A 21,132-nucleotide genomic window follows, 5' to 3' on the forward strand; every position below is an offset into this window, starting at 1 on the left:
AGCCTCCCGGTTGTCCCGTCATCCGGGCCCACCAGCGCTCCCAGGCTCGGACGCCGGAGGACAGCGCCATGGCCAGGCATGAGCGGCCGCCGATGGCCTGCCTCCACGTCTGGTCGAGTAAGGTGCGCGCTTCGCATGACGGCGCGAAGCCTGGGGAGATTGACGGTGGATGGCAGGGAATGGCGGGTGCGGGTCCTGGGGCTGGCGCAGCTGTGCGGCCCCGACGGTCAACGGGTGAGGTTGGAGCGGCGCACCGCGGCGCTGCTGGCGTGGCTGGCATTGCAGGGCCCCTCGCCCAAGTTCGCGCTCGCGTCCCTCCTGTGGCCGGATTCGCCGCCCACGACGGTGCGAAGCAACCTGCGGCAGCTGCTGCGCCGCCTGCGGGTCGCCACGGAGGAGGCGCCCCTGGTGGAGGGCGACGCCGAACGGCTGGCATTGGTCTCGCCCTCGTCCGTGGACGCCGCGTGCCTCAAGGCCGCCGCGGAGGCCCGTGCCCACGCGGAGGCCCTGGCGTGTGTCGACGCGGAAGACAGCACGCTGCTGGCCGGCTTCGACTTCGATGACTGTCCGGAGCTCGCGCGCTGGCTGGACGGCGCCCGCGCGGGCATCGAGGGGTGGGTGCGCGAGGCGCGCGAGGGCCGCATCGCCCAGCTCACCGCCGCGGGTGATTGGACCGCTGGGCTGGGGCTCGCGCAGACGTGGGCGCGGCAGGAGCCCGAATCCGAGCAGGCCGGCCGCCACCTCATCCGGCTGCACTACCTGCAGGGTGACCGGGGCGCCGCGCTCGCGACCTTTGAACATCTGCGCGGCGTGCTGGACCGGGAGCTGGGCGTCACCCCCATGCCGGAGACGCTCGCGCTGGTGCGGGAGGTGGAGCAGGCCACGCCGCGCCCCCGCTCCGCTCCGGCCACTCGGCCCGCGCTGCCGCTGTCCGTGCTGCGTCCTCCGGTGCTGGTGGGCCGGGACGCCGCGTGGCGGCAGCTGGAAGCCGGCTGGGAGGCGGGCCAGTTGCTGTTCATCTCCGGTGAGCCCGGCAGCGGCAAGACGCGGCTGGCGGAGGAGTTCGCGGCCACGCAGGGCCGCTGGGGGCGCATCGACGCGCGAGTGGGCGACCGGGACGTGCCGTTCGCGTCCCAGGCGCGCGCCTTCCGCACGCAGCTGCGGCGCTGGCCGGACGTGAAGCTGCCGGACTGGGTGCGCACCGAGCTGTCGCGCATCCTCCCCGAACTGGGAGATGCGCGGCTCCTGCCACCCCTGGCCTCCGAGGCCGGCATGCTGCGCTTCTACGACGCCATCGTGGTGTCGCTCCATCTGCTTCACGAGCACGAGGACATCAGCGTCGCGGACGACGTGCAGTACTGGGACGGGGCCAGCGCGCGGGCCTTCGCCTTCGCGTTCTCCCGGCTGGCCGACTCAGCCCCTCCGGGCACCCGGAGCCTGCGCTTCATCGACTGCTACCGCCGGGGAGAGCTGGTGCCGGAGACGGGAATGCACGTGGCCCGGCTCGTGGAGGCGGGGCTGGCGTGCATCGTGGAGGTGGACGCGCTGACGGACGAGGACGTGAAGCGCATGGTGGCGGGCATGGGGCTGCCGGGCGCGGAGGCGCACCTGGAGGCCCTGGCCCGCTACACGGGCGGCAATCCCCTGTACGTCGTGGAGACGCTGAAGCACCTGCTGGAGACGGACTCGCTGCACCGCGAGTGGCCCCAGCGGCTGCCACCTCCGGGGCGCGTGGGCCCGCTCATCCAGCGGCGCCTGGAGGGGCTGTCCCCGCTGGCGCTCCAGTGCGCGCGGCTCGCGGCGTTGGCGGCGGCCTTCTTCCAGACCTCGCTCGTGCCCGGGGTGCTCCAGGTGAAGCCGGAGGAGGCGCACGAGGCGCTCGCGGAGCTGGAGGCGGCCCAGGTCCTCCTGGGGGAGCGCTTCAGCCACGACCTGGTGATGGAGGCGGTCCTGGCGGGGATGGGGCCGGGCGAGGAGCGCGTGCTGCACGCCCGGCTCGCCACGGTGTTCGAGGCGGACGGCGCTCCCTCCATCCTCCTGGCGCACCACTGGCTGGGCGCCGGACGGACGGAGCGGGCACTGCCGCACCTGCTGGCGTCCGCGCGCTCCGACGAACAGGTCCTTCCGCCCGAGCTGGCGGCGGAGCACTACGCGAGGGCCGCGGCCCTCATGCTGTCGCTGGGACAGCACGAGGACGCCGTGCAGGCGCGGGCCGCCGAGGCGCGCTGCCGGCTCCAGGCCACCTCCGCGGGAGTCCTCACCCCCGGGCCCACGGCAGGCCCGGGCGCTCGCTGAGCTTCAGCGGGGTTCCGGCTCAGGCGCAGTAGTACGTCGGGGCCAGCTCCAGCACGCGCTGCTCCGCGAGGGGGGAGAGCGCGCGCAGGCGGGAGAGGAAGAGCGGGGCCTTCATTCCCATCCCGATGAAACCCCAGACATACGAACGCTCCTGGGACTCGGACAACTGCTGGCGTTCGGTGGGCGTGAACGTGCGCCCCACCGCCTTCTCCAGCGTCTGGAGATCCAACGCGAGCTGCGCGTTCAGGGTGCCACGCAGCGCCTGGAGCAGCTCCGCGTACTCGGTCAGGGCCGCGTCCAGGGCTTCGGGCGCCTGGGCGAGGATCTTCTGGGCCTCCAGGAAGTCCAGCCGGGTGTGCTGCGCCTCTTCCAGCCAGTGGTGCTTGAGCAGGTTGCAGAACAGCGGATCCAGCGTCTCGTCTTTGTTTCCGCGAACCGTTTCCTGGTAGTGCTGCTGCGTCATCAGCTCCATGTGCAGGTTGAAGATCAGCACGCCCAGGTTCGACTTCGACATGATGGCCCGGGCCACCTCCACCTGGTTGTCGAGCAGGGCAGGGGCGACCTTGAAGCCCTTGGCGAACGCGCCGGTGAAGCGCGCGAAGAGCTGCTGGTGCTTCAGCTCCTCCTCGGTGAAGCGCAGCAGCGCCCGCATGTGCGTCGCGTTCCCGTGAAGCTCCAGGCCGGCGCGCTGGGAGGCCAGGGCGACGGCGTACTCCTCCAGGAACAGGAACAGGTGCGCGTAGCTGTTGGAGCGGATGTGATTCAACATCAGCCGCTCCTCCGCGCTCAGGAAGGGGATGTCTTCCGTCCCGGTCAGCGCATCCGAAAGGAACCGGTGGCTGAAGTCGAGCACGGTGTCCCTGGGCAACAGCTCATCCAGACGCCAGGACACCCGTTCGGAACTCTGGATACAGGACTGGTACTCCGGGGTTTGATTGAGCATGGATGAATCAAACGGGTTTTCCCGGCTTTGGGTCAATGGGGGGACCTCGCCCCTACTCGTCGCGGCGGGTCATTCCTGCCTGGGATTGGGTGGGAAGGGAGGGGTGGGCTATGAAGTCGCCATGCCCAGGAACCTTGTTCTGCCTTTGTTCGCGCTGCTCACGTTCGTCGGCTGTACCCACCAGGTGCGGCCGAGCCCCGCGCCCATGTCCAACGCGGGGACGCCGTTGGCGCTCCGCGCGCGCTACTTCATCTCCCCCGAGCAGAAGGCGCTCATCGATTCGGGCAAATACTTCGCCCTGGGCTTCACGCAAACCTGGGACATCTACATCGGCGAGGCCCTCACCCGAAGCTTCCCGCAGATGATGGGCACCGTCTTCCAGTCCGTCCAGGAGGCGTCCAGCCCCGACGACCTGGGTGACGCGGATGTGCTCATCATCCCGGAGATCCAATTCTTCAGCGTCCACGCCGGTGGCTTCGTGTCGGAGCTGAAGCTGACGGTCCACTCCAAGGGAGGCCAGGACTCCGTCTCGATGCGCGACCTGTTCGAGGGCGCGTCCCAGAAGAGCAAGGGGGCCTCCGCGTGGCTGCGCGGGGGCGCCAGCGGCGAGGAAACCCTGGGGCAGTCCGCCGCGTTCGCCTTCGAGGACGTGATGCCCAAGGTCGCCACGCGCCTGCGTGAGGTCTTCGCCAAGGCCCAGGCGAAGGCGTCCCCGGGCGTGCTCTGACCCCAAACGCCAACATCAACGAACACCTGAGGGCCCGGAACACAACCGTTCCGGGCCCTTTGTTTTTCCCAGACACGCTAACGCGCTGCGTATTGAGAGCCCGGAATCCGGGGCCTACAAGGTTCCTTGTTGTCAAAGTGCCAATAGGCGTCGGAGGCCGTGCATGAGACTGCGATGGAGCCGTAGGTGGGCGTGTCCGAGTTCCCTGGTCCTCTTCCTGTTCAGTGCCGCGGCTGCCGCCGACCCATTACCGCTGCTGGAGACCACGGCGGTGCGGTCGCCGTTCGTGGTGGCCTGCAACGGGAAGCCGGACTCCACGCCGCTGCCGGTGGACCCGCGCACGCTGGTGGTGCCGGGCGTCAACAAGCCCGGGGCGGCGGTCCAGTTCAACGCGTACTGGGTGGACCTGCACAATCCCCCGGCGCCGTTTGTCTCCACGCTGCCGCCCAATCCCACGACGTGTGGCGAGTTCCGCGCGAGCGTGGCCCGTGGGCGCACCAACATTGAAACGCGCGCCTACTTCCAGCCGTTCACCACCTCGCTCGCCTACTACAACCTCTACATGCTCTGGGGCTTCCTCATCCGCCCCTCGGACTTCGACGAGCAGGTCATCAAGCGCTACGGCATGGCGAAGGCGCCGTTCCGCAATCCCTATCCGCTGCCGTGGGAGAACCCCAACCTCACCAATGGCGGCAGCGGCCAGCTCCCCCTGGGGCTCGTGCAGGAGCGGGACTCGAACGGGCGCTACACGGGCGCCATCAGCTCCAGCTGCTCGGGGTGCCACGACTCGCGGCTGGGGACCGAACAGGAGTCCGGCTTCGTGTGGGGGCGCTCGAACGACGCGCTGGACGCGGGGTTGATCCAATCCGACTTCTTCCGCTCGACGGGCGTGGGCACCGTGCTGCAGCTGGCGCCCGTGCCCTGGAGCGTGGGCCGCGGCACCAGTGACGCCATTGGCATCGTGGACCTGCTGCCCGCGCTCTTCGACATGGACTCGCTGGCCCTGGCGCCCAGCCTGCTCGAGTACTTCCCCTCCCATGCGGGCGGCCAGTCCCGCGCGCCCAGCTGGTGGCACCGCGCCTTCAAGACGCGGCAGTTCTGGGATGGCGCCCTCACGTCGGACAACGTCCGCTCGGAGATGGCCTTCAGCATCGCGAACCTGGGGCGCACGCCCGCGCAGCGCCGGGCGATGACCGTCGAGTTCGAGGACAACGACAACTTCTTCATCTCGATGTCCCCCCCCACGTACCCCAAGACGGTCAACACCGCGCTCGCCGAGCAGGGCGCGGTGCTCTTCCACGAGAGGGACCTGTGGGCCAACGGCGCCAACGCCAACATCCCCAAGGCGCCGGGCAACGGCTCCTGCGCGTCCTGCCACGGCGTCTATTCGCCGCGCCATGCCGCGAACCCGGCGTACCTGCCCGACCCGCGCCTCAAGGGCGTGGCGGGCGTGATTACCCCCATTGAGACCATCCGCACGGACCCCGCGCGCAAGGACCTGATGGCGGACATCCGCAAGCGCAAGGCCTGGAACACGTCCTTCCTGGCCTACAACGACGAGTCCCCCGACCACGGCCCCTTCTACGACGACCTCATCATGAGCGCCCTGCGGCGGGTGCCGCGCAGCGCGTATGACAACGGGCTGGGCCCCGTCTATTCACCCGTGGGGCCCAACGAGTGGCTCAGCCCGTTCGGCTACATCGCGCCGCCGCTCTACGGCGCGTGGGCCTCCGCGCCGTTCTTCCACAACGGCAGCGTGCCCACCCTCTGGGACGTGCTGAAGCCGGCGGACCGGCCCTCCGTGTGGAAGCGCCTCCAGACGTCCGCCAACATCCTGGGGACCAACGCGGGCTACGACGCGAGCTACGCGTCCTACGACTTCGCGAAGCTGGGCTGGAAGGTGTCGTCGCTGCCCTGCGCCAACACCCCGGCCAACGACCCGTTCATCCCGTGCAGCGGGGAGATGGCGACGGCCGACGTGCTCTTCGCGAACATCGCGAACATCGCCGCCAACTACAACTCGCTGGCCTACCAGTCCCCGCCGCCCATCACCCAGAAGCAGATCCGCTCCCGGATGATCTTCAACTCCCACCTCTACGGCATGGGCAACGGCGGACATGACTTCACCCAGTCGCTCACCGACCCCGAGCGCTGGGCCCTCCTGGAATACATGAAGACGCTGTAGTCAGCGGGGAAGGGGGCGCGGAAGAAAACCGCGCCCCCGGCCCGTCACAGGAAGCGGCGCAGCAGGTCCAGCTTCCCCGTGTAGGGCGGGTAGCGCAGCTTCATGTCCAGGATGAACGGCCGCTTCACCACGCTCTTCTTGTGGCTGAAGGCATCGAAGCTGGCCTGGCCGTGGTAGCCGCCCAGGCCGGACTCGCCCACGCCGCCGAAGGGCATCCCCTCCGCGGCGAAGTGGACGCACACGTCGTTGGTGACGGCGCCGCCGCTGGACGTCTCCGCGAGCACGCGCTCGTTCACCGCGGCGTCCCGCGCGAAGGTGTAGAGGGCGAGCGGCTTGGGGCGGGCGCGCACGAAGCGGATGGCGTCGTCGACGCCCTCGCAGTCGACCAGCGGGAGCAGGGGACCGAAGATCTCCTCCTGCATCAGCGGGCTCGCCAGGGGCGCGTCGGTGATGACGGTGGGCGCGAAGTAGCGGCTCTGAGCGTCGCGCTCTCCGCCGAAGGCAATCTTTCCATGGGCCGCGAGCGCGCTGACCCGCTCGAAGTGGCGGGCGTTGACGATGCGGCCGTAGTCGGCGCTCGCGCTCGCGTCGTCTCCGTAGAAGCTCCGTACGGCCTTCTGGACCAGTGCCGTGAAGCGCTCCTGGAGGTCGTTCGGGATGAGCACGTAGTCCGGCGCGATGCAGGTCTGCCCGGCGTTGACGTACTTGCCCCAGGCGATGCGGCGCGCGGTGACCTCCAGGTCCGCGCTCCGGTCGACGATGCAGGGGCTCTTGCCGCCCAGCTCCAGGACGGTGGGCGTCAGGTGCCGGGCCGCCGCTTCGGCGACGGTCCGGCCCACCTGGGTGCCTCCGGTGAAGAAGATGAGGTCCCAGCGCTCGTCGAGCAGCGCGCGGCTCTCCTCCACGCCGCCCTCCACGACGGAGACGACCTCGGGCGGGAACGCCTCGCCCAGCATCTTCGCGAGCACGCGCGAGGTCGCTGGTGCGTGCTCACTGGGCTTGAGCACGGCGGTGCAGCCCGCGGCGAGCGCCCCGATGAGCGGCGCCAGCGACAGCTGATAGGGATAGTTCCAGGGCGCGATGATGAGCGTCACGCCCAGGGGCTCCGCGTACTGCCAGGCCCGCGCCGGCTGGATGACGAGCGGCGCGGAGCCCTTCCGGGGCTCCATCCAGGCCTTCACGTGCTTGAGGGCCGTCTTCAGCTCCCCGTAGATGCTGCCCACCTCAGTCAGGTAGGCCTCCTCCGGGCTCTTCGAGAGGTCGGCCTTGAGGGCGGCCAGGATGGCCTCCTCATGCTTGCGCGCCGCTGCTTCGAGCGCCCGCAGCTGCTCCTGCCGCCACTTCAGCGGGAGCGTGACGCGGGTTTCGAAACAGGCGCGCTGCCTTGAAACGAGTGCCTTCACGTCATGCTCCCGCTGATGCCTCATGGGGCGACCTCTTGTGTGGGTGAGGGGTTTACTCGAGCAGCTCTCCGCGCTCCGCCTTCGCGACCAGGGACGCCGGCGGCAGGAAGTGCTTCCCGTAGCGCTCCGCCAGCTGGCGCGCGCGGATGACGAAGCCGCGCGGCCCCGTACCGGACGGGCCTTCGTAGCCGTTGATGTACTGCACGACGCCGCCCGTCCACGGCGGGAAGCCGATGCCCAGGATGGAGCCCACGTTCGCGTCCGCGGTCGAGCGCAGCACGCCCTCGTCGAAGCAGCGCACCGTGTCGATGGCCTCCGCGAAGAGCATCCGCTCCTTCATGTCCTCGAAGGGGATGGTGTGCCCGGGCTTCGTGTAGTGCTGCGCCAGCCCCGGCCACAGGTTCGTCCGCTTGCCGTCCGCGTAGTCGTAGAACCCGCCGCCCGTGGAGCGGCCCTTGCGCTGATGCTGGTCGATCATCGCGTCCATCACCGCGTAGCTGCCGTGGTCCGTCCACGGCTGGCCCGCGGCCTCCACGGCCGCCTTCGTCTCCTGGCGGATCTTCCGGGGCAGCGTCAGCGTCAATTCGTCCACCAGCTGGAGCGGGGCTGCGGGGTAGCCCGCCTGGAGTCCCGCCTGCTCGATGGACGCGGGCGCGATGCCCTCGCCCACCATGGCGATGGCCTCGTTGAGGAACGTGCCGATGACGCGGCTGGTGAAGAAGCCCCGGCTGTCGTTGACGACGATGGGCGTCTTGCCAATCTGCACCGCGATGTCGATGGCCTTCGCCAGCGTCGCGTCACTCGTCTGCTTGCCGGCGATGAGCTCCAGCAGCGGCATCTTGTCCACGGGGGAGAAGAAGTGCATGCCGACGAAGTCCGGCGGCCGCGTCACGCCCTCCGCGAGCAGGCTGATGGGCAGGGTGGAGGTGTTGGACCCCAGCACCGCGTCCGGCGCCACCACGCCTTGAATCTCCTGGAAGACCTTGTGCTTGAGCTTCACGTCCTCGAACACCGCTTCGATGACCAGGTCGCAGCCCGCGAGCGCTGCCGGGTCCTCCGCGGGGGTGATGCGCGCCAGCAGCGCGTCGCCCTTCTCCTTCGTGACGGAGCCCTTGGAGACGGCCTTCTCCACCAGCTTGACGGAGTAGCCCTTGCCCTTCTCCGCGGCGGCGAGGCTCACGTCCTTGAGCACCACGTCGATGCCGGCCTTGGCGCACACGTAGGCGATGCCGGCGCCCATCATGCCCGCGCCCAGCACGCCCACCTTCTTCGCGGTGTGCTGCGGGAAGCCCTTGGGACGGCCGCCGCCGGAGTTGATGTGCTGCATGTCGAAGAAGAACGCCTGCATCATGTTCTTCGCGACCTGGCCGACGACGAGCTCCGTGAAGTAGCGCGACTCGATGGTGAACGCGGTGTCCACGTCCACCTGCGTGCTCTCCACCGCCACCGCCATGATGGCGCGCGGCGCGGGCATGTTCGTGCCCTTGAGCTGCTTGCGCAGGTTGGCGGGGAACGCGGGCAGGTTCGCCGCGAACGCCGGGTGGGACGGCGTGCCGCCGGGGATCTTGTAGCCCTTCTGGTCCCACGGCTGCTGCGCCTTCGGGTTCGCCTTCACCCACGCCTTCGCCGCGGGCAGGAGCGCGTCCACGGACGGCACCACCTCATGGACCAGACCCAGCTCCTTCGCCTCCTGCGGGCGGTAGCGCTGGCCCTGGAGCAGCACCTTCATCAGCGCGTCCGTGATGCCCAGCATGCGCACCGTGCGCACCACGCCGCCGCCGCCGGGCAACAGGCCCAGCGTCACCTCCGGCAGGCCCACCTGCGCGCCCTTCACGTCCGCGAGGATGCGGTGGTGGCACGCGAGGGCGATCTCCAGCCCGCCGCCCAGCGCCGCGCCGTTGATGGCCGCGACCACGGGCTTGCCCAGGGTCTCCAGCGTGCGCAGCTGCGCCTTGATCTCCTGGCCCAGGTCGAAGACCTGCTTCGCTTCATCCTTCTTCACGCGGCGCAGGTCGTTGAGGTCGCCGCCCGCGAAGAAGGTCTTCTTCGCGGAGGTGATGACGACGCCGGTGATGCTGTCCTTCTCCTTCACCAGCCGGTCCACCGCCGCGCGCATGGACTTCACGTAGGCGGCGTTCATGGTGTTGGCGGACTGGGAGGGGTCGTCCATCGTCAAGACGACGATGCCGTCCGCGTCCTGTTCCCAGCGCAGGGTGTTCTGTTCGCTCATGGTGTTCGCTCGAAAGTCTTTGAAAGGGGAGGGAGGGTCAGACGCGCTCGACGAGGGTGGCCACACCCATGCCGCCGCCGACGCACAGGGTGACGACCGCGCGGCGCGCGTTGCGCCGCTCCAGTTCATCCACCACGGTTCCAAGGATCATGGCGCCGGTGGCGCCCAGTGGGTGCCCCATGGCGATGGCGCCGCCGTTGACGTTGAGCTTCTCGTCCGGGATGTCCAGGTCCTTCTGGTACTTGAGGACCACGGAGGCGAAGGCCTCGTTGAGCTCGAAGAGGTCGATGTCCTTCACCGACAGGCCGGCGATGTCCAGCAGCTTGCGGGTGGCAGGCAGCGGACCGGTCAGCATGATGGTGGGCTCCGCGCCGGAGGTGGCCACGGCGGCGATGCGCGCGCGAGGCTTGAGGCCCAGCGTCTTGCCCACCTTCTCCGAACCCACCAGCACCAGCGCCGCGCCGTCCACGATGCCGGAGGAGTTGCCCGGCGTGTGCACGTGGTTGATGCGCTCCACCGCGTGGTACTTCTGGAGCGCCACCGCGTCGAAGCCGCCCATCTCACCCATGGCCGTGAAGGACGCGCTCAGCTGGCCCAGCGAGGCCACGGTGGAGTCCGGGCGCATGTGCTCATCGCGGTCCAGGATGGTGAGCCCGTTCTGGTCCACCACGGGGACGACGGACTTCTGGAAGTAGCCGTTCTTCCACGCGTGGGCGGCGCGCTCCTGCGAGCGCACGGCGTAGCGGTCCACGTCCTCGCGGGTGAAGCCCTCCATGGTCGCGATGAGGTCCGCGGAGATGCCCTGCGGCACGAAGTAGGTGTCGTAGTTGGTGGCGGGGTCCATGGCCCACGCGCCGCCGTCGGAGCCCATGGCGACGCGGGACATGCTCTCCACGCCGCCCGCGATGACCAGGTGCTCCCAGCCGGAGCGCACCTGCTGCGCGGCCATGTTCACCGCCGTCAGGCCGGAGGCGCAGAAGCGGTTGAGCTGCACGCCGCCGGTGGTCTCCGGCAGGCCCGCGGCCAGAACGAGCGTGCGCGCGATGTCCGCGCCCTGGTCGCCCACGGGGGACACGACGCCCAGCACCACGTCGTCGATGTGCTTCGGGTCCAGGTTCGGGTGGCGCTGCTTGAGCGCGTCCACCAGGCCGACGAGCAGCGACACCGGCTTGGTGCCGTGCAGGGCGCCCTTCTTGCCCTTGCCGCGAGGGGTACGGACGGCGTCGAAGATGAATGCTTCCTGGCTCACGGGGAGCCTCCTTGTGAGAAGGGAGGGGCTACAGGGACCGGGCGACGAGCTCCTTCATGACCTCGTTCGCGCCGGCGAAGATTCGCAGGACGCGGGTGTCCGCGAACAGATGGGCGATGGGGTATTCCTTCATATAACCGTACCCACCGAACAGCTGGAGGCAGCGGTCCACTACCAGGCAGGCCTGGTCGGACACCCAGTACTTCGCCATGGCCGCCGTTGTCACATCGAGTCTGCCTTCCAGGTGGGACGCGATGCAGTCATCCACGAAGGTGCGGCAGACCCGCTGGAGCGTGGCGCACTCCGCCAGCTCGAAGCGCGTGTTCTGCAGGGCGAAGAGCGGCTTGCCGAAGACATGACGCTGCTTCGTGTACTCGACCGTGAGCTGGACGGCGCGCTCCAGGCTCGCCACCGCGATGATGGCCGTGGTCAGCCGCTCCTGGGGCAGCTGCTGCATGAGCTGGGCGAAGCCCCGGCCCTCCTCGCCTCCCAGCAGATTGACGGCGGGGACGCGCAGGTCGTCGAAGAAGAGCTCGGTGGTGTCCTGACCCTTGCCCCCCAGCTTGTCGAGGATTCGGCCGCGCTGGAAGCCGGGCGTCGTGTCGGAGACCTCCGCGCACAACAAGGAGATGCCCGCGTGGCCCGGCTGCCCCGTGCGCACGACGATGATGATGAAGTCACACACGTGGCCGTTGGAGATGAACGTCTTCGCGCCGCTCACCCGGTAGAAGTCGCCTTCACGCACCGCGCGGGTGCTGATGGCCTGGAGGTCGGAGCCCGTGCCCGGCTCGGTCATGGCGATGGCGCCCACCCACTCGCCGCTGGCCAGCCGGGGCAGCCACTTCTGTTTCTGGGCCTCCGACGCGTAGGCGAGCAGGTAGTGCGCGACGATGGCGCAGTGGACGGGGAAGCCCATGGACGGGTCCCCGGCGCGGATCTGTTCCTCGATGAGGACCGCCTCGTGCGCGAACGTGCCGCCCGCGCCGCCGTAGGCCTCCGGGATGGACATGCACAAGAGGCCCAGCTCTCCGGCGCGGCGGTAGAGCGCCTTGTCCGGATGGCCCTGCTCCACGTGCTTGGGAAGGTTGGGGAGGACCTCCTTCGTGAAGTAGGTGGCCGCGAGCGTGCGCACCTGCTCGACGTCATCCGAGCTCCAGCGGGGACGTGCCGTCGTCATGATGTCTGTCTCCTAGAGTCCGAAGGTCTTGCCGATGATGTCGCGCTGGATTTCGCTGGTGCCGCCGTAGACGGTGGAGATGACCGTGGCGCGCAGGTGCGACTCCATGTCGTATTCGGTGGCGTAGCCGTAGCCGCCCATCATCTGCATGCCCTCCAGCGCCACGCGCTTGGCGGTCTCCGTCGTCTTGAGCTTCGCCATGGAGGCCTCGCGGGGGAGCATCCGGTCCGGGTGTTCATCCGCCATGGCCGCCACGCGGTAGACGAGCAGTTCGCAGCAATCCAGCTCCGTGGCCAGGTCCGCGATGCGGTGCTTGAGCGCCTGGAAGGAGCCGACGGCGCGGCCGAATTGCTTGCGCTCCTTCACGTAGGCGACGGCGTCGTCGAACGCGCGCCGGCCCCGGCCGAGCATGGACGCGGCGAGCAGGAGCCGCTCGCTGTTGAGCCCCGACATCAACTGGGGCCAGGCCTGATCCACGAGGCCGACCACGGAGGACTCTGGCAGGAAGCAGTCCGTGAAGAAGACGTCGTTGACCTCCTTGCCGCCCATCGTGGGGATGCCGCGGATCTCCATGCCGGGCGTGCCCGCGGAGACGCAGAACATGGTGAGGCCTTCATGCCGCGAGCCCACGGTGTTCGTGCGCGCCACGAGCAGCACGTGGTCCGCGAAGTGCGCGTTGGAGCACCAGGTCTTCTGGCCGTTGACGACGAAGCCCCCGTGCGTCCGGACCGCGCGGCAGGTGATGGCGGCGGCGTCGGAGCCGGCCCCGGGCTCGGAGATGGAGATGGCCTCCACCCGGCCACGCGCGATGCCGCCGAGGAGGGTCTCCTTCTGCGCCGGGGTCCCGAACTTCGCGTAGGGGCCCGCCGCCACCGCGGTGGTGATGTAGCCGCCCACGGGCGCGAGCCCATAGGCGGTCCGCTCCGCGAAGATGCACATGTCGGCCATGCCTCCGCCGGAACCGCCGTACTCCACGGGGAGGCCCACGCCCAGCCAGCCCAGTTCGGCCATCTGGGCGTAGAGGCCGGGGGCATGGGCCTCCGTGCCGTCGTGGGTCAGCGCGTCCCGCTGCGCGCGCGTGCCCGTCCTGGCGCGGCAGAACGCGTCGATGGCATCCGCGAACGATGCTTGCTCCGGGGTTCTTACGTGCATGGCGGTTCTCCGAAGGGGCGTCAGGCGTTCGCGTAGAGCGCGGCGATGCGTTCGGCGTACTGCGCGAGCAGCACGCGGCGCTTGAGCTTGAGGGTGACCGTCAGCTCTCCCGTCACCGGGGACCAGGCTTCCGGGACGACGTGGAAGCGCTTGATCTGCTCCGAGCGGGAGAGGCGCACGTTGGCCGCGGCGACGAGAGAGTCCAGCTCCGCCTGGACGGTGGGGTCTCGCGCGAGGTCTTCGATTGCCACGGAGGACAGGCCCTTGGCCTTGGCCCAGACGGGCGCGGCCTCCGGATCCAGGGAGACGAGCGCCGTCACGTAGGGGTGGCCGTCGCCAATCGCGAGGGCCTGGGCCACCAGCGGGTGGGCGCGCAGCATGCCTTCGAGCTTGGAGGGGGCGATGTTCTTCCCGCTCGACGTGATGATCAGCTCCTTCTTGCGGTCGGTGATGCTGATGAAGCCGTCCGCGTCGAGCGTGCCGATGTCGCCGGTGGCGAGCCATCCGTCCGCGTCCGTCGCGCGGACAATCTGGCCGTCCGCCGCGAGGTAGCCCAGGAACACCACCGGGCCGCGCACGAAGATTTCGCCGTCCTCCGCCAGCTTGAGCTGAAGCCCGGGGATGGGCCGCCCCACGGAGCCGACGCGGAAGTCGGTGGGGATGTTGATGGTGGCGCAGCCGGTGGTCTCGCTCATGCCCCAGACCTCCAGCACCTGGATGCCGAAGCCGCCCAGGAACTCGAGGATGTCCACGGGGATGGGCGCGGAGCCGCTGCTCGTCCATTGCAGTGCATCCAGTCCCATGGACTTGCGCAGCGGTTCGAGCACTCGCGCTTCGGCGTCCGCGGCCTTCTGCTGGACCTCCGGCGGCACGGCCCTGCCAGAGCCGCGCAGCCGGAAGGACTCCAGCGCGGCGGCGTGGGCGGCGAGCAGGGGCTCACGCTGGGCGGAGGGGAGCGCGTCCACCTTCAATCGCAAACCCGACGCGAGCTTCTCCCAGAGGCGCGGCACGCCGAAGAACGCGGGCGCTCGCGAGCGGGCCAACAGCGGCACCACGCCCGTGGGGTCCGTGCACAGGTGCATGTGCAGCGCCTTGTAGAGCGCGCGGTACAGCCCCAGTTCGCGCTCCGCCACGTGGGCCAGAGGGAGATAGGCGATGGAGGGGACCCGCATCGGCACGGGGACGCACTGGTCCACCGCGACGGCTTCATAAAATGCGTTGAGGTGGCTCAGCACCACGCCCTTGGGGTCGCCTGTGGTGCCGGAGGTGTACATCATCGCCAGCGGATCCTCCGGGCGGATATCCCTCCAAATGTCCTCGAAGGCCTGGGGGTTGGCCTCGTGGAGGGCGCGGCCTTCGGCTTCGAGCTCCGCGAAGGAGATGAACCGCGAGTCCCCGCGTGGAAGGGCGGAGGCGTCCACGACGACGATGCGCTTGAGGGCGGGGAGCGCTTCGAGCACCGGCCACCACCGGGACAGCTCGTCCGCGCCCTCCAGCACCACCACCGTGGCCGCGCTGTGCCGGGCGACGTAGCCCACCTGTTCCGTGCTCAGGGTCTGGTACGCGGTACAGGAGATGGCGCCCAGGTGGGCCGCCGCATAGTCGATGATCCAATGCTCCGGTCGGCCGGACATCATGATCATCATCCGCTCGCCGCGCTTCAGCCCCAGCACGCAGAGCCCTCGGGTCATCGCGGCGGTGCGCTCGCGCAGCTGGCCCCAGGTGAGGGTGCTGTTCCCGTAGGTGAGCGCGGGCGCGTCCGCGTATTCCGTGGCGTTGCGCTGGAGGAGGCGCGGCAGCGTGAGCTGGGCCGCGAGGGACAGGCACTGCGCTTCCAGGTTCGCGTCAAACGCACCCATGGACACACCTCCGCCAGGTCAAAGGACAATCCGCTTGTCTGTTGTGCTTCCTCTTCAGGGGTCGACGTACAGGTCGAGCGCCACATCCGGGCCGCCGCCGTAGCGGCTGAAATCAGTGACTCCAGCCGCGCGCAGGACGTCCTCGTCGATGAAGGTCTGTCCGGTGCACTCGCGCGGCGGGCGCTGGAGGATGGCCACCGCCGCGTCCGCCATGATGTCCGGCGAGCGGGCCCGCTCCATTGAAGCGTCCCCGCCGAGCAGGTTCTTCACGGCGGCGGTTGCGATGAGCGTGCGCGGCCAGAGCGCGTTCGCACCGATGCCGGCGTCCGCCAGCTCCGCCGCCCAGCCGAGCGTGAGCAGCGTCATGCCGTACTTGGCCATCGTGTACGCGGGGTGCAGGCCCATCCAGTGGGGCGCCAGGTTCACCGGCGGGGACAGCGAAAGGATGTGCGCGTGGGACGAGCGCCGCAGGTGCGGCAGCGCCGTGCGCGTCAGCAGGAACGTCCCGCGCAGCTGGATCTGCTGCATCAGGTCGAAGCGCTTGAGCGGAAGCTCCTCGGTCTTGAGCGGGGCCAGGGCGCTCGCGTTGTTGACGCAGAAGTCGATGCCGCCGAAGCGCGCCACCGTTTCGTCCACGGCGCGCTGCACGTCCGCTTCGTCCCGCACGTCGCCCACCACCGCGAGCGCCTTGCCGCCCGCGGCTTCAATCTCCGCGGCGGCCGTGTGGACCGTGCCCGGCAGGCGCGGGTCCGGCGTGCCCGTCTTCGCCAGCAGGGCGACGTTGGCGCCCAGCCGTCCGGACGCGACACCGATGGCCAGCCCGATGCCACGGCTTCCCCCGGACATGAGCAGCGTGCGTCCGGTGAGCGGGCCCGGACCGGCCGTTGACCCCGTCACTTCTGGGCCTTCGGCTTCGCGGGGGTGGCGCGTCCGGGCGTCGCCGTCCGGGCGAGCTGGGGGAGCAGGTCGCGCACGATGAGCAGGAGCGATTCGCTCAGGAGCAGGTGCGTCTCCTCGCGGGTGAGCGTTCCGTCGCGGAGCCACTCGCGGATGGAGGCCTTCACCAGCCCGCTGTAGGAGCGGATCATCGCCCGTTGCCGCGAATCGTTGCCGACCTCGGCCTTGAGCCCCAGGAACTCGAGCGTTCGCGACGCGGCCACGTCGTCCGCCTCGGCGATGATGCGATCGACGTCCGGATCCGCGCCAATGCTGCCGCTCCCGATGACGGCCAGATACGTCTTGCCGTGGGTCGCCACGGTGTCCAGGTACCACTCGACGCTGCGCTCCACGCGCTCTCGCAGGGTTCCGGTCATGGGGACGCTCTTTTCGATGCCGGGCATGAGCAGCATTCGCTTCACGACCTTCAGGTAGAGATCCCGCTTCTGCCCGAAGTAGTGATTGAGGAGCCCCCGCGCGACGCCCGCCTCCTTGGCGATGTCGGTGGTGGAGACGTCCGCGTAGGGGCGCTCGCCGAACAGGCGCATGGCGCACTCGAGGATCTGCTTCCGGCGCTCGTCCGGTTCCAGCCGCTTCCAGCGGGGGGCCAGGGCGCTCATCGCCGGGCCTCCTGCCAGGGGAGGAATGCGGGCAGGTCTTGGGTCACCGTCCGGGAGAACCGCGCGGGTCGCTTCTGCATGAAGGCCATGACACCTTCTAGCGCGTCCGCGCTCTCTCCGAGGCTCGCGATGAGCTGGCTGTCCAGGGCGAACGCGGGCTCCGGCGAGGGGAGGGCGCTCATCCGGTAGAGCGCCTGACGGATGACGGCCACGGACACCGGCGCAGTGGACTCCACCAGCTCCTTTGCTAGCGCCTGCGCGGCGGCGGCCAGGGCCTCGGGTTCATGGAGGGATTGGACGAGCCCCGCGCCGAGTGCCTCCTCCGCCGGGACGAGCCGGCCACTCACCATCCAGTCCATCGCGCGGCCCAGGCCCACCAGTCGTGGCAGGAACCAGCAGGAGCCCGCTTCCGGGTAGATGCCCCGCCGGCTGAAGACAAACCCGAAACGGCTGTTCCTGGCCGCGAGCCGGAAGTCCGCGGGGAGGATCATCGTGGAGCCCACGCCCACCGCCGCGCCCTGGATGGCGGCGATGACTGGCTTTCTCAACATGAACAACTGGCGCGCGACGCGGGTCGCGGGTTCGACCCACGCGCCCCCGGGAATGTCTGTGTTCGTGACCTCCAGGGACTGACCGCTGAGGTCCGCCCCCACGCAGAAGTCCTTGCCCGCGCCAGAGAGGATGACCACCCGCACCGCTTCATCCGCGTCCGCGGCGGCGAGCGCGGCGGCCAGTTCATCCGCCATGAGCACGGTGAAGCCATTGCGCGCTTCGGGCCGGTGCAGTTCCACATTGGCGACCCGGTCCGCGTAGGAAACGCGGATGTGTTGGTAGCTCATGGTTGGAAATCCTGGCTCATGTGATGGGTATAGTGGAGACTTGTTGGCGCGGCGTCAACAGTAAGAATCGCCAGACATCACCCGGAGTCTTTCGACGTTTCGCGTCATCGATTGCCTGCCCTGGAGCCCGTTCATGAGTGTGGATGCGTTTGGCCTGGAGGGACGCCGCGCGCTGGTGACGGGCGCCTCTGGAGGGTTGGGTTTGCACTTCGCGGAGGTGCTGGCGCGGGCGGGCGCGGAGGTGGTGTTGGCGGCGCGGCGCTCGGACCGGCTGGCCGCGGAGGTGGAGCGGCTGCGGGAGCTGGGGCTGCGCGCCCATGCGGTGTCCATGGACGTGACGCTCGCGGCGTCCGTGCAGGAGGCAGTGGCGGAGGCGGAGGCGCTGGCGGGTGGGGTGCTGGACGTGCTGGTGAACAACGCGGGCGTGTCCGGCGAGGGCTTCTTCCTCCAGGTGGAGGAGGCGGACTGGGACACGGTCATCGATACGAACCTCAAGGGTTCGTATCTCGTGTCGAGGACCGTGGCGCGCCGTCTGGTGGAGCACGAGACACCGGGCAGCATCATCCACATCGCGTCCATCCTGGGGCTGAGGGTGGGCGGCGGGGTGGCGCCCTACTGTGCCTCCAAGGCCGGGTTGATCCACCTCACCAAGGCGATGGCGTTCGAGCTGGCGCGGCATCGGATCCGCGTGAACGCGCTGGCTCCCGGCTACATCGAGACGGACTTCAACCGGACCTTCTTCGGGAAGGACGCGGGACAGAAGCTGCTCGCTCGCATTCCCTTCCGGCGGCTGGGCCACATGCGGGAGCTGGATGGGCCGCTGCTGCTGCTGGCGTCGGAGGCCGGCAGCTACATGAGCGGTTCTGTCATTGAAGTGGATGGTGGCCACCTCTGCTCCACCCTGTAGTCCTTCCTCTCCAGGAGCCCCTGATGGACTTCTCGCTCTCCCCTGAAATCGAAGCGTACCGGCTGCGCGTGCGTGAGTTCGTGGCCACGCATGTGCTGCCGCTGGAGAAGCAGTTGGATGCGTTCGACGCGCACGAAAACCTCCGCGAGGAGGTGGTGGCTCGGGTGCGTGAGTTGGCCCGCGCGCAGGGGCTCTGGGCCTTCCAGATGCCGAAGGCGCGCGGAGGGCAGGGCCTGGGCGTGGTGGGCATGGCGGCCTGTTACGAGGAATCGGCCCGTTCGCCCTTTGGACCCGTGATGTTCAATGCCGCGCCTCCGGATGACGGCAACATGATCGTCCTGGAGAAGGTGCTCGCGACGGAGGCGCTGAAGCAGCGCTGGTTGCAGCCCATCATCGACGGCAAGGTGCGCTCCGCCTTCGCGATGACGGAGCCCGATGGCTGCGGCTCCGATCCGTCCCTCACCTACACGCGGGCGGAGAGGCAGGGCGACGAATGGGTGCTCACGGGCCGTAAGTGGTTCATCACCGGCGCCCAGGGCGCGCAGCACTTCATCGTGGTGGCTCGCACCTCCGATGACGAGCGCAAGGGGCTGACCGCCTTCCTCTTCGACGCCAGCCAGCCTGGATGGCGCATCGAGCGGCGCATCCCCATCATGGGGCCCGAGGAGCACGGTGGGCATTGCGAGCTCGTCTTCGAAGGGCTTCGCATCCCGGACGAGCAGCGACTGCTGGGCGTGGGCGATGGCCTCAAGGTGACGCAGATCCGCCTGGGCACGGCGCGCCTCACGCACTGCATGCGCTGGCTGGGATTGGCGAAGCGGTGCCTGGAGGAGGCGGGCGGCTATGTCTCGCGACGGATGAGCTTCGGGGAGACCCTGGCTCGGCATGAGGGCGTGCAGTGGATGCTGGGCGACGCGGCGAAGGACATCCACATCGGGCGGCTGCTGACCATGAGCGCGGCCTGGAAGCTGGACCAGGGGGACTTCGCGCGCACGGACATCTCCATCGCGAAGATCCACGTGGCGGATGCGCTGCACAAGGCCGCGGACACGGCCATCCAGTTGATGGGCGCGCGTGGCTACTCCAAGGACACGCTCGTTGAATGGATCTACCGGTACGCGCGTCAGGCGCGGTTGGTGGATGGCGCCAGTGAGATCCACAAGATGGTGCTGTCGCGTGCCTACCTGGCGGAGGGCGCGGACTTCTTCCGGTGGGGAGTGGGATGACGATGCGCGAGGAACACAAGCACGCGCTGGAGTCCTTCCTGGCCACGAAGGCGGAGGCCCGCGAGGTGCGGCTCGTCGATGCGCGCCTGCTCTCCGGAGGCGCCATCCAGGAGAACTGGCTGCTGACGGCGGTGGTGAGCGGAGGGCCGCATGAAGGCGTGCTGGAGTGCGTGCTGCGCTCCGACGCGGCGTCAGGCGTCTCCGTGTCGCACGGCCGTGCGCAGGAGTTCGCCCTGCTGCGAGAGGCCTTCCGCGCGGGCGTGACGGTGCCGGAGCCGCTGTGGCTGGGAGAAGGCTCCGTGCTCGGGCGGGCGTTCTTCGTGATGCGCAAGGCGCGGGGGACCGCCGTCGGCCATCGCATCGTGAAGGACCTGGAGCTGGGCGGAGACCGCGAGGTGCTGACCGCGCGGCTGGGAGAGGAGCTGGCGCGGCTGCATGCCATCCGCCCTCCCGTGGAGGCCCTGTCCTTCCTCCCGGTGCCGGCGCTGTCACCCGCGCTGCGAGGCGTGAAGGAGTTCCAATCCTTCCTGGACGGCCACCACACGGCGTTCCCCGCGCTGGAGTGGGGGACCCGCTGGCTGGAGCGGCATGCGCCCCGGACGCCGGAGCTGGTGCTGACGCACCGGGATTTCCGCACGGGCAATTACATGCTGGACGAAGCCGGGCTCACGGCCGTGCTGGATTGGGAGTTCGCGGCGTGGTCGGACCCGCTGGAGGACCTCGGGTGGTTCTGCGCGCGGTGCTGGCGCTTCGGCCAGTTCGACAAGGAGGCGGGAGGCATCGGCTCCCGTGAGGCGCTGGCGCGGGGGTATGCGCGCGTGAGTGGCCGGCGGCTGGATTGGGAGGCGGTGCGCTACTGGGAGGTCTTCGCCCACGCTCGGTGGGCGGTGATTGCCCTGCAGCAGGGCGAGCGGCACGTCTCCGGCCGGGAGCCTTCGCTGGAGCTGGCGCTGACGGCGCATGTCGTGCCGGAGCTGGAGCTGGAACTTCTTTCGATGACGGGGGGACGGAATGCGTGAACAGCCGGACGGGGCCGCGCTGCTGGCGATTGCTCGCGAGGTGCTGCTCCGGGAGCTGCTGCCCGGGCTGCCGGAGGACAAGGTCTACGCGGCGCGGATGATCGCCAACGCGATGGGCATCGCGGAGCGGCAACTCCGCGCGGGTGACGAGCCTCAGCAGGAAGAACGCGGGGCGCTGGTGGTCCTGCTCCATCGCGAAGGGGGGCTCGAGGAGCTGAACCGCGAGCTGGCGGCGCGGATCCGCGAGGGCGGGTTCGATGGAAACCGCGAGGCCTGGTCGCTGCTCTGGGACTCCACCCTTCAACGGGTCCGGGAGAGCGCACCGAAGGCACTGCCGGCTTCCGACCGGATGGGGTAGAGGTCGG

At 69.4% G+C, this 21,132-nt stretch carries 17 protein-coding genes; 7 read left to right on the plus strand and 10 right to left on the minus strand.

Features of this window, described 5'->3' with window-relative positions:
* Window positions 1–135 precede the first annotated feature (135 nt).
* Complete coding sequence (locus D7Y21_RS11685; RefSeq protein ID WP_199735407.1) at window positions 136–2,295, plus strand: BTAD domain-containing putative transcriptional regulator; 2,160 nt, start codon at window positions 136–138, stop codon at window positions 2,293–2,295.
* 19 nt (window positions 2,296–2,314) lie between these two features.
* Here the strand turns inward: D7Y21_RS11685 and D7Y21_RS11690 are convergent, their stop codons facing one another.
* Window positions 2,315–3,238, minus strand: coding sequence for a hypothetical protein (locus tag D7Y21_RS11690; RefSeq protein ID WP_120563791.1), 924 nt, complete (start codon window positions 3,236–3,238; stop codon window positions 2,315–2,317).
* 121 nt (window positions 3,239–3,359) lie between these two features.
* Here D7Y21_RS11690 and D7Y21_RS11695 point away from each other — a divergent pair, with 121 nt between their 5' ends.
* Window positions 3,360–3,965, plus strand: coding sequence for a hypothetical protein (locus tag D7Y21_RS11695; RefSeq protein WP_147443219.1), 606 nt, complete (start codon window positions 3,360–3,362; stop codon window positions 3,963–3,965).
* A 271-nt stretch (window positions 3,966–4,236) separates the two neighbouring features.
* Window positions 4,237–6,150, plus strand: a complete 1,914-nt coding sequence (locus D7Y21_RS11700; protein WP_304988561.1) for a hypothetical protein — start codon at window positions 4,237–4,239, stop codon at window positions 6,148–6,150.
* 44 nt (window positions 6,151–6,194) lie between these two features.
* On the opposite strand, the gene D7Y21_RS11705 is transcribed toward D7Y21_RS11700, so the two are convergent.
* From D7Y21_RS11705 to D7Y21_RS11745, 9 genes are read right to left on the minus strand one after another with little or no spacing between them, the layout of a single operon-like run.
* A complete protein-coding gene (locus tag D7Y21_RS11705) occupies window positions 6,195–7,577 on the minus strand; it encodes an aldehyde dehydrogenase family protein (RefSeq protein ID WP_121713189.1) in 1,383 nt (460 codons plus the stop codon).
* Window positions 7,578–7,605: 28 nt separating this feature from the next.
* Window positions 7,606–9,783 carry a 3-hydroxyacyl-CoA dehydrogenase NAD-binding domain-containing protein gene (locus D7Y21_RS11710; RefSeq protein WP_121713191.1) on the minus strand — a complete coding sequence of 726 codons (2,178 nt, stop codon included), beginning with the start codon at window positions 9,781–9,783 and terminating at the stop codon, window positions 7,606–7,608.
* Between the two features lie 37 nt (window positions 9,784–9,820).
* Window positions 9,821–11,032, minus strand: a complete 1,212-nt coding sequence (locus D7Y21_RS11715; RefSeq protein WP_120563796.1) for an acetyl-CoA C-acetyltransferase — start codon at window positions 11,030–11,032, stop codon at window positions 9,821–9,823.
* 28 nt (window positions 11,033–11,060) lie between these two features.
* Window positions 11,061–12,209 (minus strand): acyl-CoA dehydrogenase family protein, encoded by a 1,149-nt coding sequence (locus D7Y21_RS11720; protein ID WP_120563797.1) that lies wholly within the window; start codon window positions 12,207–12,209, stop codon window positions 11,061–11,063.
* 12 nt (window positions 12,210–12,221) lie between these two features.
* Window positions 12,222–13,361, minus strand: a complete 1,140-nt coding sequence (locus D7Y21_RS11725) for an acyl-CoA dehydrogenase family protein (RefSeq protein ID WP_121713193.1) — start codon at window positions 13,359–13,361, stop codon at window positions 12,222–12,224.
* A 20-nt stretch (window positions 13,362–13,381) separates the two neighbouring features.
* Window positions 13,382–15,220 carry a long-chain fatty acid--CoA ligase gene (locus tag D7Y21_RS11730; RefSeq protein WP_121713195.1) on the minus strand — a complete coding sequence of 613 codons (1,839 nt, stop codon included), beginning with the start codon at window positions 15,218–15,220 and terminating at the stop codon, window positions 13,382–13,384.
* A gap of 54 nt (window positions 15,221–15,274) precedes the next feature.
* Window positions 15,275–16,117 (minus strand): NAD(P)-dependent oxidoreductase, encoded by an 843-nt coding sequence (locus D7Y21_RS11735; RefSeq protein ID WP_255427312.1) that lies wholly within the window; start codon window positions 16,115–16,117, stop codon window positions 15,275–15,277.
* Complete coding sequence (locus tag D7Y21_RS11740) at window positions 16,114–16,776, minus strand: TetR/AcrR family transcriptional regulator (RefSeq protein ID WP_120563801.1); 663 nt, start codon at window positions 16,774–16,776, stop codon at window positions 16,114–16,116. The genes D7Y21_RS11735 and D7Y21_RS11740 overlap by 4 nt, the downstream gene beginning before the upstream one ends.
* Window positions 16,773–17,615, minus strand: a complete 843-nt coding sequence (locus D7Y21_RS11745; RefSeq protein ID WP_121713197.1) for an enoyl-CoA hydratase-related protein — start codon at window positions 17,613–17,615, stop codon at window positions 16,773–16,775. The genes D7Y21_RS11740 and D7Y21_RS11745 overlap by 4 nt, the downstream gene beginning before the upstream one ends.
* Window positions 17,616–17,748: 133 nt before the next feature.
* On the opposite strand from D7Y21_RS11745, the gene D7Y21_RS11750 reads away from it, so the two are divergent.
* Genes D7Y21_RS11750 through D7Y21_RS11765 form a run of 4 tightly spaced genes read left to right on the plus strand, consistent with a single transcriptional unit; the run spans window position 17,749 to window position 21,125 of the window.
* Window positions 17,749–18,522: an SDR family NAD(P)-dependent oxidoreductase gene (locus D7Y21_RS11750; protein WP_121713199.1), complete on the plus strand. Its 774-nt coding sequence runs from the start codon at window positions 17,749–17,751 to the stop codon at window positions 18,520–18,522.
* Between the two features lie 23 nt (window positions 18,523–18,545).
* Window positions 18,546–19,748, plus strand: coding sequence for an acyl-CoA dehydrogenase family protein (locus tag D7Y21_RS11755; RefSeq protein WP_121713201.1), 1,203 nt, complete (start codon window positions 18,546–18,548; stop codon window positions 19,746–19,748).
* Between the two features lie 2 nt (window positions 19,749–19,750).
* Complete coding sequence (locus D7Y21_RS11760) at window positions 19,751–20,767, plus strand: phosphotransferase family protein (RefSeq protein ID WP_121713203.1); 1,017 nt, start codon at window positions 19,751–19,753, stop codon at window positions 20,765–20,767.
* Window positions 20,760–21,125, plus strand: a complete 366-nt coding sequence (locus tag D7Y21_RS11765) for a DUF6285 domain-containing protein (protein WP_120563806.1) — start codon at window positions 20,760–20,762, stop codon at window positions 21,123–21,125. The genes D7Y21_RS11760 and D7Y21_RS11765 overlap by 8 nt, the downstream gene beginning before the upstream one ends.
* Window positions 21,126–21,132: the final 7 nt, after the last annotated feature.

The sequence above is a fragment of the Corallococcus sp. AB045 genome, from assembly GCF_003668895.1.
Classification (GTDB): domain Bacteria; phylum Myxococcota; class Myxococcia; order Myxococcales; family Myxococcaceae; genus Corallococcus; species Corallococcus coralloides.

Bases quoted from the DNA above. Each gene is read 5' to 3' on its own strand.
- D7Y21_RS11765 (WP_120563806.1), top strand. From the start codon at position 20,760: ATGCGTGAACAGCCGGACGGGGCCGCGCTGCTGGCGATTGCTCGCGAG.
- D7Y21_RS11685 (WP_199735407.1), top strand. From the start codon at position 136: ATGACGGCGCGAAGCCTGGGGAGATTGACGGTGGATGGCAGGGAATGG.
- D7Y21_RS11725 (WP_121713193.1), bottom strand. From the start codon at position 13,361: ATGCACGTAAGAACCCCGGAGCAAGCATCGTTCGCGGATGCCATCGAC.
- D7Y21_RS11695 (WP_147443219.1), top strand. From the start codon at position 3,360: ATGCCCAGGAACCTTGTTCTGCCTTTGTTCGCGCTGCTCACGTTCGTC.
- D7Y21_RS11760 (WP_121713203.1), top strand. From the start codon at position 19,751: ATGCGCGAGGAACACAAGCACGCGCTGGAGTCCTTCCTGGCCACGAAG.
- D7Y21_RS11705 (WP_121713189.1), bottom strand. From the start codon at position 7,577: ATGAGGCATCAGCGGGAGCATGACGTGAAGGCACTCGTTTCAAGGCAG.
- D7Y21_RS11690 (WP_120563791.1), bottom strand. From the start codon at position 3,238: ATGCTCAATCAAACCCCGGAGTACCAGTCCTGTATCCAGAGTTCCGAA.
- D7Y21_RS11720 (WP_120563797.1), bottom strand. From the start codon at position 12,209: ATGACGACGGCACGTCCCCGCTGGAGCTCGGATGACGTCGAGCAGGTG.
- D7Y21_RS11740 (WP_120563801.1), bottom strand. From the start codon at position 16,776: ATGAGCGCCCTGGCCCCCCGCTGGAAGCGGCTGGAACCGGACGAGCGC.
- D7Y21_RS11710 (WP_121713191.1), bottom strand. From the start codon at position 9,783: ATGAGCGAACAGAACACCCTGCGCTGGGAACAGGACGCGGACGGCATC.
- D7Y21_RS11745 (WP_121713197.1), bottom strand. From the start codon at position 17,615: ATGAGCTACCAACACATCCGCGTTTCCTACGCGGACCGGGTCGCCAAT.
- D7Y21_RS11755 (WP_121713201.1), top strand. From the start codon at position 18,546: ATGGACTTCTCGCTCTCCCCTGAAATCGAAGCGTACCGGCTGCGCGTG.
- D7Y21_RS11730 (WP_121713195.1), bottom strand. From the start codon at position 15,220: ATGGGTGCGTTTGACGCGAACCTGGAAGCGCAGTGCCTGTCCCTCGCG.
- D7Y21_RS11750 (WP_121713199.1), top strand. From the start codon at position 17,749: ATGAGTGTGGATGCGTTTGGCCTGGAGGGACGCCGCGCGCTGGTGACG.